This is a genomic window from Kitasatospora sp. NPDC057198, from assembly GCF_042670125.1.
GTDB lineage: Bacteria > Actinomycetota > Actinomycetes > Streptomycetales > Streptomycetaceae > Kitasatospora.
The window spans coordinates 1-16,990 of record NZ_JBHUWH010000041.1 but is presented as its reverse complement, the minus strand read 5'-3'; the positions used below and the strand labels follow the sequence as shown (position 1 = coordinate 16,990).

Annotated in this window: 9 protein-coding genes, 1 tRNA gene and 1 pseudogene; 8 read left to right on the top strand and 3 right to left on the bottom strand. The window is 73.3% G+C overall.

Features of this window, described 5'->3' with window-relative positions:
* Positions 1-10: 10 nt before the first annotated feature.
* The 4 genes from ACFUEL_RS07570 (at position 11) to ACFUEL_RS07555 (ending at position 6,212) form a co-directional block, all read left to right on the top strand.
* Positions 11-1,717, top strand: coding sequence for a carboxyl transferase domain-containing protein (locus ACFUEL_RS07570; RefSeq protein ID WP_380235116.1), 1,707 nt, complete (start codon positions 11-13; stop codon positions 1,715-1,717).
* 79 nt (positions 1,718-1,796) lie between these two features.
* A complete protein-coding gene (locus ACFUEL_RS07565; protein WP_380235115.1) occupies positions 1,797-3,974 on the top strand; it encodes an acetyl/propionyl/methylcrotonyl-CoA carboxylase subunit alpha in 2,178 nt (725 codons plus the stop codon).
* A 26-nt stretch (positions 3,975-4,000) separates the two neighbouring features.
* Positions 4,001-4,954: a hydroxymethylglutaryl-CoA lyase gene (locus ACFUEL_RS07560; protein ID WP_380235126.1), complete on the top strand. Its 954-nt coding sequence runs from the start codon at positions 4,001-4,003 to the stop codon at positions 4,952-4,954.
* A gap of 67 nt (positions 4,955-5,021) precedes the next feature.
* Positions 5,022-6,212 (top strand): acyl-CoA dehydrogenase family protein, encoded by a 1,191-nt coding sequence (locus tag ACFUEL_RS07555; protein ID WP_380235114.1) that lies wholly within the window; start codon positions 5,022-5,024, stop codon positions 6,210-6,212.
* A 142-nt stretch (positions 6,213-6,354) separates the two neighbouring features.
* Here ACFUEL_RS07555 and ACFUEL_RS07550 read toward each other — a convergent pair whose 3' ends face one another.
* The 3 genes from ACFUEL_RS07550 to ACFUEL_RS07540 form a co-directional block, all read right to left on the bottom strand.
* Positions 6,355-7,161: a hypothetical protein gene (locus tag ACFUEL_RS07550; RefSeq protein WP_380235113.1), complete on the bottom strand. Its 807-nt coding sequence runs from the start codon at positions 7,159-7,161 to the stop codon at positions 6,355-6,357.
* Between the two features lie 334 nt (positions 7,162-7,495).
* Entirely contained in the window at positions 7,496-9,382 is a 1,887-nt protein-coding gene (locus ACFUEL_RS07545; RefSeq protein WP_380235112.1) for a hypothetical protein, read from the bottom strand.
* Positions 9,383-9,625: 243 nt separating this feature from the next.
* Positions 9,626-10,135 carry a universal stress protein gene (locus ACFUEL_RS07540; RefSeq protein ID WP_380235111.1) on the bottom strand — a complete coding sequence of 170 codons (510 nt, stop codon included), beginning with the start codon at positions 10,133-10,135 and terminating at the stop codon, positions 9,626-9,628.
* A gap of 989 nt (positions 10,136-11,124) precedes the next feature.
* Here ACFUEL_RS07540 and ACFUEL_RS07535 point away from each other — a divergent pair.
* The 4 genes and pseudogenes from ACFUEL_RS07535 (at position 11,125) to ACFUEL_RS07520 (ending at position 16,953) form a co-directional block, all read left to right on the top strand.
* Positions 11,125-12,042: an HAD family hydrolase gene (locus ACFUEL_RS07535; protein ID WP_380235110.1), complete on the top strand. Its 918-nt coding sequence runs from the start codon at positions 11,125-11,127 to the stop codon at positions 12,040-12,042.
* 2,386 nt (positions 12,043-14,428) lie between these two features.
* A pseudogene (locus tag ACFUEL_RS07530) lies at positions 14,429-15,440 on the top strand (helix-turn-helix domain-containing protein); the annotation flags it as partial.
* Positions 15,441-16,160: 720 nt separating this feature from the next.
* Positions 16,161-16,763, top strand: coding sequence for an oligoribonuclease (orn, locus tag ACFUEL_RS07525; RefSeq protein WP_380235109.1), 603 nt, complete (start codon positions 16,161-16,163; stop codon positions 16,761-16,763).
* Positions 16,764-16,877: 114 nt separating this feature from the next.
* A tRNA-His gene (locus tag ACFUEL_RS07520) sits at positions 16,878-16,953 on the top strand.
* The last annotated feature ends 37 nt before the right edge of the window (positions 16,954-16,990 follow it).

Genomic DNA, 16,990 nt, shown 5'->3' with positions numbered 1-16,990 from the left:
AGCTCTTGGGATGGTCCCCTCTTCGGCACAGACCCCTCCGTGGTCCACCGCTCCGTCTCGGGAGGCGGCCCCGGACGCTCCGCCGTTCCGCGCCGCCGACGCGCCGGCCCCCCGCCTGGAGGGCGCGGCCGACCCGGCCGACCCCGCCGGGCTGGCCAACGCCCGGGCGCACCGGGAGCTGGTCGCCGAACTGCGCGGCAAGCTCGCGGCGGCGGCGCTCGGCGGGGGCGAGAAGGCCCGCGCCAAGCACGTCGCCCGCGGCAAGCTCCTCCCCCGGGAACGGGTGGACACCCTGTTGGACCCCGGCTCGCCCTTCCTCGAACTGGCCCCGCTGGCCGCGGACGGGCTGTACGACGGCGCCGCCCCGGCCGCCGGGGTGATCGCCGGCATCGGCCGGGTCGCCGGGCGCGAGGTCCTGGTGGTGGCGAACGACGCCACGGTCAAGGGCGGCACCTACTACCCGATGACGGTGAAGAAGCACCTGCGCGCGCAGGAGGTGGCCCTGGAGAACCGGCTGCCCTGCGTCTACCTGGTGGACTCCGGCGGGGCGTTCCTCCCGAGGCAGGACGAGGTGTTCCCCGACCGGGACCACTTCGGCCGGATCTTCTACAACCAGGCGCGCCTGTCCGCCGCCGGGATCCCGCAGATCGCGGCGGTGCTGGGCTCCTGCACCGCGGGCGGCGCGTACGTCCCGGCGATGAGCGACGAGGCGGTGATCGTCCGCAACCAGGGCACCATCTTCCTGGGCGGCCCTCCGCTGGTGAAGGCCGCCACCGGCGAGGTGGTGACCGCCGAGGAGCTGGGCGGCGGCGACCTGCACTCCCGCACCTCGGGCGTGACCGACCACCTCGCGGAGGACGACGCGCACGCGCTCTCCATCGTCCGCACCATCGTGGCCGGGCTCGGTCCGCGCGCCGCCCGGCCGTGGCCGCTCGCCCCGGTCGAGCCGCCCGCGGTCGACCCGGCCGGGTTGTACGGCGTGGTGCCGGTGGACCCGCGCACCCCCTACGACGTGCGCGAGGTGATCGCCCGGCTGGTGGACGGCAGCCGGTTCGCCGAGTTCAAGGCCGAGTACGGCACCACCCTGGTGACCGGTTTCGCCCGGATCCACGGCCACCCGGTCGGCATCGTCGCCAACAACGGCGTCCTGTTCGCCGAGTCCGCGCTCAAGGGCGCGCACTTCGTCGAACTGTGCGACCAGCGCGGCATCCCCCTCCTCTTCCTGCAGAACATCACCGGGTTCATGGTGGGCCGCCAGTACGAGGCCGGCGGCATCGCCAAGCACGGCGCCAAGATGGTCACCGCGGTGGCCTGCACCCGGGTGCCCAAGCTGACGGTGGTGATCGGCGGCTCGTACGGAGCCGGCAACTACTCGATGTGCGGACGGGCCTACTCACCTCGCTTCCTGTGGATGTGGCCGAACGCGAAGATCTCCGTGATGGGCGGGGAACAGGCGGCCTCGGTGCTGGCCACCGTCCGCCGCGACCAGTTGGAGGCCGGCGGCGAGCCCTGGAGCGCCGAGGACGAGGACGAGTTCAAGCGTCCCGTCCGCGAGCAGTACGAGCGCCAGGGCAACGCGTACTACGCCACCGCCCGCCTGTGGGACGACGGCGTGATCGACCCGCTGCAGACCCGCACCGTGCTCGGTCTGGCGCTCACCGCCTGCGCCAACGCCCCGCTCGCCGAACCGCGCCCGTTCGGGGTCTTCCGCATGTGACGTCCGGCCGGCCGGACCACCATCAGTGACACACCGTCAATCCGCCCACCGTTCCCTTCGTGACGGAGGAACACCTCTCATGTTCGACACCGTGCTCGTCGCCAACCGCGGCGAGATCGCGCTGCGGGTGATCCGCACCCTCCGGCGGTTGGGCGTGCGGTCGGTCGCCGTGCACAGCGACGCGGACGCCGACGCCCCGCACGTCCGCGCCGCCGACCTCGCGGTCCGGCTCGGGCCCGCCGACCGGAGCGACAGCTCGGCCGCCGAGACGTACCTGCGGACCGACCTGATCCTGGACGCCGCCCGCCGGACCGGTGCGCAGGCCGTCCACCCCGGCTACGGGTTCCTGGCCGAGAACTCCGCGTTCGCCGGGGCCTGCGCGGAGGCCGGTCTGGTCTTCATCGGTCCGCCGCCGGCCGCGGTGGAACTGATGGGCGACAAGATCAACGCCAAGGAGGCCGTCCGGGCCGCCGGGGTGCCCGTCGTCCCCGGCAGCGAGGAGGGCTCGCCCAGCGACGAGCAGCTGATCGCGGCGGCGGACCGGATCGGCTACCCGGTGCTGCTCAAGCCCTCGGCCGGCGGCGGCGGCAAGGGCATGCGACTGGTCCGCGACCCGGCCGAGCTGCCCGCCGAGCTCGCCGCGGCCCGCCGGGTGGCCCGCACCGCGTTCGGTGACGACACCCTGTTGCTGGAGCGCTGGATCGACCAGCCCCGGCACATCGAGGTGCAGGTCCTGGCCGACACCCACGGCCGGACCGTCCACCTCGGCGAGCGCGAGTGCAGTCTGCAGCGCCGTCATCAGAAGCTCATCGAAGAGGCCCCTTCCGTCCTGTTGAATCCCCGGACCCGCGCCGCGATGGGCGCGGCCGCGGTGCGCGCCGCCGAGTCCTGCGGCTACACCGGCGCCGGCACGGTCGAGTTCATCGTCCCCGGCGGCTCCGCCGGGCCGGACGCGGACGACGTCCTCGACTTCTTCTTCATGGAGATGAACACCCGCCTCCAGGTGGAACACCCCGTCACCGAGTTGGCCGTCTCCGTGGCCGGGCCCGAAGGCCCGCAGCGGTTGGACCTGGTCGAGTGGCAGTTGCGCGTCGCCGCGGGCGAGGCACTGCCGTTCGTCCAGTCGGACGTCTCCTTCCTGGGCCACGCGATCGAGGCCCGGATCTGCGCCGAGGACCCGGAACGGGACTTCCTGCCCACCGGCGGCAAGGTACTGCTGCTGGACGAGCCCTCCGGGGAGGGCGTCCGGGTGGACTCCGGAATCGCACCCGGCGACCGGGTCGGCAGCCTGTACGACCCGATGCTCGCCAAGGTGATCGCGTACGGGCCCGACCGCCCGACCGCGATCCGTCGGCTGCGGGCCGCACTCGCCGAGACCCGCATCCTGGGCGTCACCACCAACACCGGCTACCTGCGCCGGCTGCTGGCGCAGCCCGAGGTGGCGGCAGGACGGCTCGACACCGGCCTGGTGGAACGCAGTGCCCAGCAGGACGCCTCCCTGCTGAGCTCCCCGTACACCCGTTCCGAGTCGATCGACCTGCTCTACTTCGCCGCCGCACTGCTGCGGCAGCTCGAACTCGGCCGCGCCGACGCCTCCGACGGCTGGACCGATCCCTTCTCCCTCCCTTCTGGCTGGCGGCTCGGCGGCGAGGCCGCATGGACCACGCACCGGCTCCGGCTCCCGGGCCGCGACCCGGTCACCGTTCGCTGTCGAATGACTACCAGCGGTGAAATCGAGAGCGCTATCGGTTTTTCCGCCGCGGCCGCCCCGGACTGGGAGGTACGGCTGGACGACGGGCCGGCGCGGCGGGCCCGCGCGAGCCGCGCCGGAGACCTGCTGCGCCTTGCGGTGGACGGCCTGCAGGCCACTTTCACGGTCGCTTCGGAGCGCACGCCGGACGGCGTCACCCACTGGCTGGGCGCCGACGGGGACGCCTGGCCCGTTCACCCGTTCGACGTAATCGCGGAGCGCGCCGCGGCCGGCGCCGTCCACCTCGGCTCCCTCACCGCGCCGATGCCCGGCACCGTCACCGTGGTCAAGGTCGAACCCGGCGAGCGGGTCCGCCGGGGCCAGGCCCTGCTGGTCCTGGAGGCCATGAAGATGGAGCACGTCATCTCCGCGCCGCACGACGGCACCGTCGAGGACCTGCGGGTGACCGCAGGGGCGACCGTCGCGATGGACGCGCCCCTGGTGACGGTCACCGCGGCCGAGGAGCCGTCCGCCCCCGCCGCGTCCCTCCCGGGGGAGGCCCGGTGAGCGCCGCCCCGACCGAACCGACCGTGCTGGAGCTCGGCCTGCCGCAGCCGGTGCGCGACCCCGCACTGCCCGAGCGGGTCCGGATCCACGAGGTCGGCGCGCGCGACGGACTGCAGAACGAGGCCGCCCTCCTCCCCGTCGAGGTGAAGGCCGAGTTCGTCGCCCGGCTCGCCGGCGCCGGGCTGCGCACCGTCGAGGCCACCAGCTTCGTCCACCCCGACTGGGTGCCGCAGCTGGCGGACGCCGAGGAGCTGATGCCCCGGCTGGCCGACCTGCCCGCGCGGCACCCGGGGCTGCGGCTGCCCGTCCTGGTGCCCAACGAACGGGGGCTGGACCGGGCGCTGGCCCGCGGCGCCACCGAGGTCGCGGTGTTCGCCAGCGCCACCGAGACCTTCGCCCGGCGCAACCTCAACCGCTCGGCGGACGAGGCGATGGCGATGCTCCGTCCGGTGGTCGCCCGCGCCATGGACGCCGGGATCCCGGTGCGCGGCTACCTGTCGATGTGCTTCGGCGACCCGTGGGAAGGCCCCGTCCCGGTCGAACAGGTGGTCCGCCACGGCCTGGTGCTGCTGGAGATGGGCTGCGCCGAGCTGAGCCTCGGCGACACGATCGGCGTCGGCACCCCCGGCCACGTCAATGCACTGATCGAAGCGTTCACCCGTTCCGGTGCTCCGGTCGAACGGTTGGCGGTGCACTTCCACGACACCTACGGGCAGGCCCTCGCCAACACGCTGGCGGCGCTGCACCGCGGCGTGACCGTGGTGGACGCGTCGGCCGGCGGTCTCGGCGGCTGCCCGTACGCCAAGAGCGCGACGGGCAACCTGGCCACCGAGGACCTCGTCTGGATGCTGAACGGCCTGGGCGTGGAGACCGGCGTGGACCTCGCCGCGCTCGCCGCGACCAGCGGCTGGATGGCCCGTCACCTCGGCCGCCCCAGCCCGTCGAGGACGGTCCGCGCCCTGCTCGGGCCGACGACCTGATCCCCGACACCCTCCTACACCCCACCTCCACCAGGCCCACCAGGCCGCGATCCCGGGAGGATCAGCCGTGCTCGACCACCGTCTGAGCAGTGAGTACGAGGAGCTTCGCCGCACCGTCGCGGAGTTCGCCAACGACGTGATCGCGCCGAAGATCGGCGACTACTACGAGCGGAACGAATTCCCGTACGACATCGTCCGGGAGATGGGGCGGATGGGCCTGTTCGGGCTGCCGTTCCCGGAGGAGTACGGCGGCATGGGCGGCGACTACTTCGCGCTCTGCCTGGTCCTGGAGGAACTGGCCCGGGTCGACTCCTCGGTGGCGATCACCCTGGAGGCCGCCGTCTCGCTCGGCGCGATGCCGATCCACCTGTTCGGCACCGAGGAGCAGAAGCGCGAGTGGCTGCCGAAGCTGACCTCCGGCGAGGTGCTCGGCGCCTTCGGCCTGACCGAGCCCGAGGGCGGCACGGACGCCGGGGCGACCCGGACCACCGCCCGCTACGACGAGGCCACCGACGAGTGGGTGATCAACGGCAGCAAGTGCTTCATCACCAACTCCGGCACCGAGGTGACCGGGCTGGTGACCGTCACCGCGCTGACCGAACCGATCACACATTCGAGTGATGGATCGTCAAATCACTCGCCGACCAGGGAAATCTCCTCCATCATCGTTCCCACTGGGACTCCCGGGTTCCAGGTGTCGAAGAAGTATTCGAAGGTCGGGTGGAACGCCTCAGACACCCGCGAACTGTCCTTCACCGACTGCCGAGTGCCCGCAGCCAACCTGCTCGGGCGCCGCGGCCGCGGTTACGCCCAGTTCCTGCGCATCCTCGACGAGGGCCGCATCGCCATCGCGGCCCTGGCCACCGGCCTGGCCCAGGGGTGCGTCGACCAGTCGCTCTCGTACGCCGCCACGCGCCGCGCCTTCGGCCGGCCGATCGGCGCCAACCAGGTCATCCAGTTCAAGCTCGCCGACATGGAGACGCGCGCACACACCTCCCGCCTGGCCTGGCGGGACGCCGCCTCCCGGCTGCTGCACTCCGAGCCCTTCAAGAAGGAGGCAGCCATCGCCAAGCTGTACGCCTCCGAGGCCGCGGTCGACAACGCCCGGGAGGCGACCCAGATCCACGGCGGCTACGGCTTCATGAACGAGTACCCGGTCGCCCGCATGTGGCGCGACTGCAAGATCCTGGAAATCGGAGAAGGCACCTCGGAGGTCCAACGGATGCTCATCGCCCGCGAACTCGGCATGACCCCATGATCATCAGCCCCATGTTCCTGCGCCTGCCCTGACCCACCGCCCCGACCTGGCCCTGACCTGACCTTGGCCCGGTCTGATCCGGTCTGATCAGACCTGCGCCGACCCGTGCTGACCTGGCCTGGGCTGGTCGGAGCGGGTGCGGTCAGGGCGGGAACGAGGCTGTGGACGGGGGCAGGGCCGACGCCCCGGCATCGCTGTCGATCTGGTCGTAGCGGTCCAACGCCAGTTGGAAGGCCGCCGGTTGGACGCGCACCGCGCCGGAGAACGGCCCGCTCATCACCGCCACCATGCTCACCCCGAACGCCACGGAGGCGCCCACGAAACACATCAGCACCAGGTTCCGCGGATTGGAGGTCAGCCCGATCACCGAAGGGGTGGCCAGCACGAACACCGCCCCGACCAGCAGTCCGCCGATCGCCAGGACGGGTACCGACGCACGGAGATCACCCAGCCGCGCGTTCCGCTTGGCGTTGACCTCGGACAGGCTCCGCAGCACATCGGTCCGAGCACTCGCCTCGGCCTGGCTGTGCACCGCGGCCCGGTCAACGGCGGCCCGCACCTGGTCGACCGCCCGCCAGGCGGCCTGACTTCCGGTGCCGTGCTGCATGGTGGCCCACTCGTCGTCGATCACCACCCTGGTGTAGGCCCGCAGCCGCTCCCGCACCACGGGCCGGTCGGCACCGGGCAGGCCGCCCGCAGTCCAGTAAGCCTCTGTGAGGGCCCGCGACTCCTCATAGGTGTGCTGGCGAGCCGAATTCAACTGCTGCCAGGTGCCGGCGATGCTGAACCCCAGGAAGAGCGCGAAGAAGCCGAGGATCGCCGCCCCGGCGAAGGACATCGCCTGGGGTGTCGTCGACCCTTCGCGCGCCCGTCTGGTTCGCCCCAGCAACAAGCCGATCACCAGCGCCAGCACCGCACCCGACACTGCGGCGAGGGCAACGGTCAGCATCGGGAACCGGCCGTACCCGCGCCTACACCCCCAGCCGTCCCCGTCCCCCTACCCGTGCTGGTTGCGACGTCCGACTGCGGCGCCGCCACCGAACAGGTCGGAGCCCTCCGCGGGCCACCGACCGCTGGAGCACGCTCCGGCCCGATCCTTGACTCGACAACAGTTGCGCCTACAAGCGCGTTCGCACCGGCGCCGCCCCCGGGTGCCCCGTCGAGCACAGCCGTGACCGCGAGCACGGCTGTCGCTCCTCCGGGGCCGGACTCCAACACGTTCCACCCCACCTCTGCCTCTGCCTCCGCCGCCACCTTCATCACCACCGCCTCCGCCACCGCTGTCACCGCCGTTGCCGGTTCCGGACGGTGAACGCCGCGGCCAGCACGCACAGCACCGGAAGGAGGATCGCCAGCAGGAGCATCATCACTTCGGTGCCCTCCCACGAGTCGCCCTCCTCATCGGGGGGCCAGTCCTCCGTCGCGTACTGACCCTCTCCCTCCGCGCCCGGAGAGCCTCCCGTGGTGGGGCCCACCTGTTGCGGGCCGACGGCGGAACTCGTCCCCTGACCGGACGCCCGGACCGGGCCGGCGGACCCGGATGCAGCCGCACCCGGGTTTGCCGTGTTGGCCGTGCCCGGGTTGGCCGCCGCAGCAGCAACGGGGCTGCCGGACAAAGAAGTTGCCGCACCGGTTGCTCCCGGGGCGGCGAAGGGTGAAGCCGGCCGGGCGAAAGCAGTCCCGCCCGGGAGCAGCGCTGGTGCTTGCCCGGGGAGGAACGGCCCGAGCATCTGCCCCGCCACAGCGGGAGCTCCTGCCGCAGGCCGGACCTGCTCCGCGCTGCCGGGCTGCTGTCCAGGAGCAGCGGCCGCCAGGCCGGCTCCTGGGGGGACGGACACGGGGAACAGCCCTGGCGGAACACTGTCCCCCGAGAAGCCGGGAGGGGTGCCTCCGCCAACAGCCCCGGGGCCGGTACCGGTGCTCGTGACACCGCCTGGGCCTTGGCCTGCCCCCGTTCCGGTGCCGGCTCCGGCTCCGAGCCCGAGCCCGGTTCCCGTCCCGCTTCCGGCTCCGGCTCCGGCTCCGGGAGCAGGGCCTGCAGTGGTGTCGGAACCCGACCCAGTGGCCGCCGACCCGGCCGGTTCCGGGCTGGACGGAACCGGCTGCAGACCGTCGTAGGCGCCGTCGGCCTCGGCGGAGACCCGGCGGGGCGCCTGACGGCTGCCGTCCGGGCCGACGGTCGCGTCGTCCGCCAGGCCGTCCGCACGGGCCGTACCGGTCTGGCGTCCCGGGCGGGCGGTGCCGGTCGCCCGGCAGTCGACGGCCTGTCCGGGGGTGAGGGTGTGCCCGCCGTCGGGGCCCTCGCAGTTCACCGCACCCAGACCGGGCAGTCCTTCGGTGATCGAGGCGGCAGTGACCGGGACGTCACCGAACGCCTCCAGGCGGTACTGGAGTTCGACGGTTCCACCAGCAGCGGCCACGGCCCTGCTCTGCGGCCGGGCAGATGCAGCGAGGACGGTTGCGGCCGTGGAGGGAGGGAGCTCGCGGACTCCGGAGGGTTCGGGAGATCCGCTCGGGGGCCCCGCCGGGGCTTCAGGGCCCCCGTGGCCGCCAGGGCTGCCGGGGGCTTCGGGGCCGTCGGGCGGCACCGCCCTGGGGGCGGCCCGGTGGGAGAGACCCGTGCCGGCGGGCGTGCCCACCCGGATGAGCCGGATTCCCGCGGTGATACCCAGGTAACCGGCGGGTGCGTCGGCGTGTGCCTGCGGCAGGCGGTCCGGCGCGTCCGCGACCGCCGTGACCTGGACGGATTGCGGCCCGGGAACGACGGTGAAGGTGGTGGTGCAGTCGATGGCGCCACCGGACGGGATGCGCCGGTCGGCACCGCAGGAGAACTGGCCGCCGGGTAGCTGCGGGTCGTTCAGCAGCACGCCGCCGAGCGGATACTCGGCGTGGTTGCTCAGGTGGTAGGTGCGCGTGGCCGGTTCCCCCGCGCGCAGCCGTACCGCGGGATCGGTGCTGCTGTTGGTACTGACGCTCAGCCGCAGTTCGTTGCGCACCTCGCCGCCCCGTGTGGCGGCCGGGTCCGACGCCCAGGTGCCGAGGACGGCGGGGGCCAGCAGCGCGGCTCCGAGTACGGCGGGCACGGGGCGGCGGGGTGCGGCCGCTGCGACGCGTCGCCCGGCAGTCAGTACGTCGATATGACGATTGGTCACCTTGGCATGATCGATCAAACACTCGACCGGTCACCGGTACGGCGCACCGGAGCGGGCGGGAACGACTCGATCGGCCGATAGCACCAGGTCGTCGCACTCGGGCGTGGCCGCGGAAGGAGCGGGCAACAGGATCGGGCCGCATCGAACGGGACGTGCGGGCCCGGACGAGCCGTTCCGAGCTCCCGGGCTCCTCGACCCGCTCTCCGCCCGCTTCCGGCCCGCTCGCCAGCAGGCCAGCAGGCCGGCGGGCTGGCGGGCCGGTCAGGGGATGACGATCACCGGGCGGTTGGCGCGTCGGGCGAGGCGGCCGGAGACGGAGCCGAAGATCTTGCCGAGCAGGCCGTGGGTGCTGCCGACCACGATGGCGTCCGCGGCGTACTCACGGCCGACCTCCTCGATCTCGTGGCAGATGTCCCCGCCTCGTTCGACCAGGATCCAGGGAACCCCGGAGAGGAAGTCGGCACAGGCGAGCTCGAGGCCGAGGACCTCGGTGCGCTGGTCCGGGAGGTCCACGAAGACGGGCGGTTCGCAGCCGGCCCAGACGGTGGCGGGCAGCCGGTTCGCGACGTGGACGATCACCAGGCCGCAGCGGGAACGGCGGGCCATGCCCACGGCGTAGGCCAGGGCGCGCTCGCTGGAGAGCGAGCCGTCGAAGCCGACCACCACGCCGTGCTGGAACTGCGGATCGCAGGCGCGCGAGCCGTGCTCCTGGAGCTGGGGTTCGCCTTCGCCGCCACGGCGGCCGACGGTGGGACGGGATCGGTCGGTCATCGCGTCCTCCGCACTACCGGGGGTGTCGTTCCCAGGGGTGTCACGTTCGGGGCCGTCGCCACGCTCAGGGGCGTGACGTTCAGGGTTGTCGCGTTCAGGGCTGTCGCGCTCAGGGCTGTCGCGTTCAGGGGTGCCGCATCCCGAATCACGGCGGGGTGCGGTCCGTCCGGGCGGACGTACTCGTCCGAGCGGGGCGGCCCGACTCGTCCGGCCGCCGTGGGATTCGGACGGCACCGGACGGGGGGTGGGGTCCAGGCCGGTGCCCTGGTCGAGGTGTCGGACGTCCGGGCGGCGCGGTGGGCCGGCGAGCGACGGAACGCCGAAGCTCTCGGCGACGGACCTGCCGTCGTACGGGCTGCCGTGGGCAGAAGCGGAGGGCTCATGACCGGCCATGGCTCAAAACTCTTCGACTGAAGCGGGCCTACGCGGGGGGACGCGACGGCGGACCGTCCGGCCCTGGTGCCAGGAACGGCGGCGGTGGGAATGCGTCCGGGAACGACTACCACCGTTGGCGACCTGTGCCTTTCAGAGTACGGCTCGGGGCGGCCCCCGCCCAGCGACGGGCGCCCGCGTGCGATCAGGTTCCCGCGTGTGGGGGAAACACACGCCCAGGCGCGCGCCCCCCGCAGGACGGGTTCCCAGGAGCTTGACCGACGACATGCGCTGCGCGCAACAGTGTGCCGACACAACGTGACCCGACTGTCATCGCCCCTGCCCGCAGGCGGTGCACGGGAGTTGCCCGGCCGACGGACCGACCGGGTACCGGCCCGGAGCGCAGAATCGGGGCGTCGGACCGGGGCCGCCCGCACACGCCCCTGCACCGTCCCGTCCGGCTCCGTGACCGGCCGACGGCCTGCCGGGCCGGTACCTTTTCGGATCATGGTCCGGGTTGCGCGTGTACCAACCGGATTCGGCCAATTCGCGGAAATCCCACCCGCCTTTGGCAATTGCCACGTGCATACGAGGCGGCCGCTGGCAGCATGCTCGGCATGCCCCTGCTCCTGCTCGACCTCGACAACACCCTGCTGCCCAGGGACGCCGCGTTTCGGGCGTGGGCGGAGGACTTCCTCGCCGAGAACGGCCTGCCCGCCGAAGACCTCGACTGGCTGGTCATGCTCGACGGCAGCGGCTACGTGCCGCGCAGCACGGTACTGGGTGCGGCGAAGCGCCGCTACGGCTTCGACCGTTCGGTCGATTCGATGCTCGAGCACTACCGGCTCGGCATCAACTCGCGTATCCAGTGCCCGGATTCACACGTCGCGGCGCTCCGGAAGGCACGCGAGGCGGGGTGGACGCTGGGGATCGTCAGCAACGGCGGAACGCTCCCCCAACTGGAGAAGATCCGGCTGACCGGGCTCGCCTCCCTGGTGGACGGCTGGGTCATCTCGGAGGAGGCCCATTGCCTCAAGCCGGACCCGCTGATCTTCGAGATCGCGGCGCGGCGGTGCGACTTCCGTCCCGCCGGGGACTGGAAGGCACAGACCTGGATGGTCGGCGACTACGGTCCGGCCGACATCGCGGGGGCAGCGGCCACCGGACTGCGCAGCGCGTGGCTGCACCACGGGCGCCCCTGGGCCGAACGGGCCTACCGCCCGACGATCAGCGCGCCGAGCCTGCCGGAAGCGGTCCAGGTGATCCTCTCCAGGGCTGAACTCCCCAACTCCAGAAGGGGGTTCGCCGCATCCGCGGCAGGCCGTACCCAGTTGTCGCGCGGCCACCTCGCCATCCCGGCCTCCCGGCTGGCCCCGACGGCCACCCGCATCGCCTCGACCGCCCCGGGTGCCCCGCTCCCCCAGCCGACCCCCCAGCCCCTCGCCCCGGCGATCCCCCTGAGCACCCCCATGGCAGCGCCCATGGCGAAGACCGTGCCGCTCGCACCACCGGCCACCTCGGCGGCCACGGGCTGATCCGTTCGCACTGCCCGCGCTGTCGCGCCGCACCGGCAGTTCGGTCGAGCCGGCTTCGGCACCGAGTATTTCGCTCTTTGGAGTAAGGGAGTTGACGGAGAGTCATTGGTTTTACGGAGTCCGCCTCGACGTCTAGGGCGGGCAGGAGACCGAGGCGGTCCGCGATCTCGCTGCCCGGCGGGGCGGTGTACGCCAGGAGCCACCGGCTCTGGCTTGCGGAGGCGGCGGTGCGGACAGGTCCGCCGGAGACCGCGGCCGGCAGCGGGCTCCGGTCGAGGAACAGCAGCGCCCAGGGGCACAGGTGGTCCAACGGGCTCTGGCGGCACGGCGGTCGCGTTCGCCTTCGATCAGTCATGGACCTGAACCGGGGCAGCGGGCAGTTACGAGGTCGGCTGGGGCCGCGGCGCTGTTCGGGCCGCGCGTAGTAGTCGTCGGAGCGTCCGGCCAGGGGGCAACCTCCTCCGGCGACAGGCCGAGGTCGGCAGAGGTGCGGCGGGCTCGGGAGCGAGCGAAGACATCGGTGAGCACCGGGCACGTGGTCACCCTTCCGGGGTCCGGAGTGGTGTGGCCTGGCCCCGATCCGAGGTCCGAGGTCCGAGAGGGCCTTGCGGCCCCTCCGCCGGGCCCCGGAGTGGTTTCCGGGCCGGAGCGACCGGCCCGGAGACGCAGGTCCAACGGTTCGGAGCGGGCGACTCCGGCGGCGGGGGCACCGATTCGACGGATCGGTCGGACCCGGTCGGACCGTGCCGGAAACGACGGGGACGGGCACGGTGGGTACGGACGCGGCGGCGAGTGTCGGTTGTCGGCTGGTGCTGCGGTCGGCGGGGCGGGCCGGCCCGACTGCGGTGCGGGGTCGAGGTGGTGGCCGGTGAGCCGTGCGGGAGACGGACTGGCGGGGGTGGGCGCGGCGTCCGAGGCACGGGCGGAAGCAGGCGGCCGCCGATGGTGGCGGTGTGGTGGTGGCGGTGGTGCGACTGGCGTTCGTCTACGGCGAGGGGCCCGCACCTGGGGAGCCGCCGAGCAGCGCGTGCCAGTGGTGCACCGCACGGACGTGGCACAGCCGCGTAGCCGTCCGTGGCCGCCCTGGAAGCCCCGGGGCGTCCCCAGGAGGGCTTCGGCGTCGCGGACGGCGCCCCGCCGACCCGCCGACCGCGCAGTACCGGTGTCAGGGGCGGGGTCGGCATCAGGGCCCGAGCCACGTCGGGGTCGGCTCAACGGCCTGGTGTGCCCGGCGGTTTCAGCCATCGGTCCGCCGCGGCCCGCCGCGGCCCGTTGCAGCCCGGGGGTATCCGGGACGGCGGGCCGGGAAGGGCTCGATCCGTGGCGGCTCGGCGGAGGGCTGGGGGTGTCTGCGGTGTCTGTCCGGCCTGGGGCGTGGGCGACGGTGAGCGGGCCGTGGTCCCCCGATTCCCCGGTCCGGAGGAGGGATCGGATTCGGACGAATGTGCGGCGCCCGGGTCGGCGGGGTGGGTCGGCCGGGGTGCGGGCGGATCGGCGGGGTGGTCGGGGCCGGTGGGGCTGCTGGTGTTGATGAGGTGTAAGTGGAACGAGGAGTTTGAAGTGACGGAGTGTGAGGTGAGGAGCGTTCAGGAGTGGCCGGTTCGGGTTGAACCGGGGGGCTGACGGGGCGCGGAGATCATGGCTCAGGTGTGCGCTGTGGCGCGTGGAAGGCGGTTTCACGCCCCCGATTCGAACCGTATGTTTTCGGCCAACTTGCGCCGCTCCCCTGCCGTTCGGGCAAATCCGCAGCACACAGCGGACGGTGGGTGCACCCCCGACGGGCGAATCGCCGGAGCGTCGTGCGACAACCGGCCACGCTTGTTCGCGCCCCCTTCACAGCGGGGTCGACGGGTGCCACGCTTCGTGATCGAATGCTTCACGCCAAATTGCCATGTCGACATAGCGCCGGATGGTGAACTTGTCACAACGGCAACGGTCCACCAAGTAGATTCGATCTTGGCTCGCAGAGCGGCAGCCGAGACCACCACACCACCGAGGGGGCTGGAGCGCCTTGAGCAGGGTGAGCAGGAGCGACGCGGGTCCTGAAAGCGGCCGCCAGCCGTCGTCCTATCCCGGTGGCACGGCGAGACTCGGCAAGTTCGGTGGCACGTCGACCGGTTCACCGGCCGCCGGACCAGGAGGCGGGCCGAGCGGCGGCCAGCTCCTGGGCGGCAGCGGGTCGATGAGCGGGCCGATGACGGGCGGTCAGTACCCCTCGGCGACCGGCACCAGCCACGGCGGCCACGGCGGCCTCGCCCCGGGCGGCCACGGCGGCCTCGCCCCGGGCGGCCACGGCGGCCTCGCCCCGGGCGGCCACGGCGGCCTCGCCCCGGGCGGTCACGGCGGCGCCGCGACGGACGTGCTCCCCGCCGCCTCCGGCCCCGGTGTGCTGTCCGCGTCCTCCCCGCGCAAGCTCGCGGGCCGGCGCCGCCGGGAGACGGTGGCGGTGCTGCTGTTCAGCGGGGCGCCGATCTTCGAGAGCTCGATCCCGCTGTCGGTCTTCGGCGTGGACCGGCAGGACGCCGGCGTCCCCCGCTACCGGCTGCTGGTGTGCGCCGGCGAGGAGGGCCCGCTGACCACCACCGGTGGGCTGACGCTGACCGCCCCGTACGGGCTGGAGGCGCTGTCCCGGGCGGGCACCATCGTGGTCCCGGCCTGGCGGTCGATCTCGCAGCCGCCGCCGGTCGAGGCGATCGCCGCGCTGCGCAAGGCCCACCACGAGGGCGCCCGGATCATCGGCCTGTGCACCGGTGCCTTCGTGCTGGCCGCCGCCGGGCTGCTGGACGGGCGTCCGGCCACCACGCACTGGATGTACGCGCCGACGCTGGCGAAGCGCTACCCGCGGGTCCACGTCGACCCGCGCGAGCTGTTCGTGGACGACGGCGACGTCCTCACCTCCGCGGGCACCGCGGCGGGCATCGACCTCTGCCTGCACGTGGTCCGCAGCGACCACGGCGCCGAGGCCGCCAACGCGCTGGCCCGCCGGCTGGTGGTGCCGAACCGTCGCGGCGGCGGAGGTCAGGCCCAGTACATCGACCAGTCTTTACCTGAGGAGATCGGCAACGACCCGTTGGCCGAAGTGGTCACCTGGGCGCTGGAGAACCTCAACCAGCAGTTCGACGTGGAGGTGCTGGCGGCCCGCGCCTACATGTCGCGGCGCACCTTCGACCGCCGGTTCCGCACCCTGACCGGCAGCGCGCCGCTGCAGTGGCTGATCACCCAGCGGGTGCTGCAGGCGCAGCGGTTGCTGGAGACCTCCGACCTGTCGGTGGACGACGTCGCCCGCCGCTGCGGCTTCCGCTCGCCGGTGGCGCTGCGCGGGCACTTCCGGCGGCAGCTCGGGGTCTCCCCGGCCGCGTACCGGACCACCTTCCGGGCCCGGCGTCCGGCGGCCGGCGGCCCGGTGGCGGCGCAGTCGGCGACCGGCGCACCGGTCGAGCGCGGCGCGGGCCCGGTCGGGCACCCGCAGGCGCCGCACGGGTCCACCGGGCACGGGCCTTCCGGGCACGGGTCGCTGCCGCACGGCCAGCAGGTGACGCACGGTCAGCAGCTGCCGGGCGGTGGCGGTGCGGCCGGCGGGGCGAACGGTCCCGGCGGGGGCGTGGCGGGGCGGCAGCGTCCGCGTCCGCTGGTGCCGCCGCAGGCCGGTCCGCCGGCGGGTTCCTTCGGTCCGCGCGGGCCGGAGCGCCCGGGTGACCCCCGGTACGCGGGCCGCGGCACGCACCCGGCCGCGCCGGGCAGCCACCCCGGGCAGCCGGGCCAACCGGCCCAGCCCGGCCAGTACGGACAGCCCGGGGGTGCGCACCAGGGCACCCACCAGGGCACCCACCAGGGCCCGCCGCCCGCGCACGCGCACGCGCACGCGCAGCCCTCGCCGGGGCAGCCGGTGCGGCCGAGTGCGGCGTACCCGGGCGGGCGCGGGTCGGGTCCGGCGGAGCGTCCGGACCGTCCGGTGGAGCACGCCGTCGCGGAGGACGCGGACGGCAAGCAGCCGAGCGCCCGGGAGCGGCAGGGGGCGCACCGCCCCGAGGCCGAGCCGGAGCGCGGGGCGGCGGGCTTCGCCCCGGACGGGGCGCGTGCGGTGTCGGGGGCGCGCGACCGCGCCGTAGGGTGAGGGCGTGAATGACCGTCTGGTATGGATCGACTGTGAGATGACCGGCCTCGACCTCGATCGGGACGCCCTGATCGAGGTCGCCGCCCTGGTGACCGACTCCGAGCTGAACGTGCTCGGCGAAGGCGTGGATGTGATCATCCGCCCGCCCGCCGAGGCGCTGGAGGGCATGCCCGAGGTGGTGCGGCAGATGCACACCGCCTCGGGCCTGCTCGACGAGCTCGCGGACGGCCTGACCATGGCCGAGGCCCAGGAGCGGGTGCTGGCGTACGTCCGCGAGCACGTCCCGGAGGCCGGCAGGACCCCGCTGTGCGGGAACTCGGTGGCCACCGACCGCGGCTTCCTGTCCCGGGACATGCCGGAGCTGGAGGGGCACCTGCACTACCGGATCGTGGACGTCTCCTCGATCAAGGAGCTGGCCCGCCGCTGGTACCCGCGCGCCTACTACAACAGCCCGCAGAAGGGCGGCAGCCACCGCGCGCTGGCCGACATCCGCGAGTCGATCGCCGAACTCCGGTACTACCGCGAGGCCGTGTTCGTCCCGCAGCCCGGCCCGGACACCGACACCGCGCGGGAGATCGCCGCCCGCCACCAGCTGCCCACCAGCTGACCAGCACCGCGGTCCGAGCGGTCGGGAAAACCCTGGCGCGAGCACCCCTCGGCATCCTGTAGAGTTCTTCCTGTCGGAGCGGGAACGCGCAAGCGGGAAAGCACCTGACAGATGGTGGGTGTAGCTCAGTTGGTAGAGCACCTGGTTGTGGTCCAGGTGGCCGCGGGTTCGAGTCCCGTCACTCACCCCAGCGTACGAAGGCCCCGGTCGAGGAATCGACCGGGGCC

Bases quoted from the DNA above. Each gene is read 5' to 3' on its own strand.
- ACFUEL_RS07570 (WP_380235116.1), top strand. From the start codon at position 11: ATGGTCCCCTCTTCGGCACAGACCCCTCCGTGGTCCACCGCTCCGTCT.
- ACFUEL_RS07565 (WP_380235115.1), top strand. From the start codon at position 1,797: ATGTTCGACACCGTGCTCGTCGCCAACCGCGGCGAGATCGCGCTGCGG.
- ACFUEL_RS07550 (WP_380235113.1), bottom strand. From the start codon at position 7,161: ATGCTGACCGTTGCCCTCGCCGCAGTGTCGGGTGCGGTGCTGGCGCTG.
- ACFUEL_RS07540 (WP_380235111.1), bottom strand. From the start codon at position 10,135: ATGACCGACCGATCCCGTCCCACCGTCGGCCGCCGTGGCGGCGAAGGC.
- ACFUEL_RS07535 (WP_380235110.1), top strand. From the start codon at position 11,125: ATGCCCCTGCTCCTGCTCGACCTCGACAACACCCTGCTGCCCAGGGAC.